At 35.0% G+C, this 486-nt stretch carries 1 protein-coding gene; it reads right to left on the minus strand.

Annotated features, from left to right (window positions below; genetic code table 11):
• Positions 1-173: 173 nt before the first annotated feature.
• Positions 174-486: VOC family protein (locus tag BBH99_RS13110; RefSeq protein WP_066696380.1), on the minus strand; the 313-nt coding region annotated here is incomplete at its 5' end.

Below are 486 nucleotides of genomic sequence, written 5' to 3' on the forward strand. Positions count from 1 at the left end.
TTTGGTAATCAAAAATTCTTAGGATAGGAATGGTTTGTTCTGCTTTCATAATTTGGAAATATAGAGATTTCAGAAATTGAGGCGATTAATTTTAGGTTTTGGCTAAAGCCGGATGATGGTTTATTTTTTATGAAAGCGGGCTAAAGCCCGCTCCTATTGAATTACATAACATTTTATTGATGGGATAAAATATTAATTACTTTTCCGAATGGATCTTTTACAAAAAAACGGCGCACTCCCCAATCTTCATCAGTGATATCATACACGATTTTAAAACCTGCCTTTTTCATTTTGTTATAAATTTCCTCAATATTATCAACTTCTATAGACAAATCGGGAACTTCGGTCTCATTTCCTCCCTGTTGAGCAAAACTGATCTGAACATTGGCCTTATCATCAGTACCGAGGGTTTTGATCCAGCCATGATCCATCAAGATATCAAGCTCTAAAATCTCCTGATAAAAGAGGTTTCCTTTGGTAAGGTCA

The sequence above is a fragment of the Chryseobacterium contaminans genome, assembly GCF_001684955.1.
GTDB classification, from domain to species: domain Bacteria; phylum Bacteroidota; class Bacteroidia; order Flavobacteriales; family Weeksellaceae; genus Chryseobacterium; species Chryseobacterium contaminans.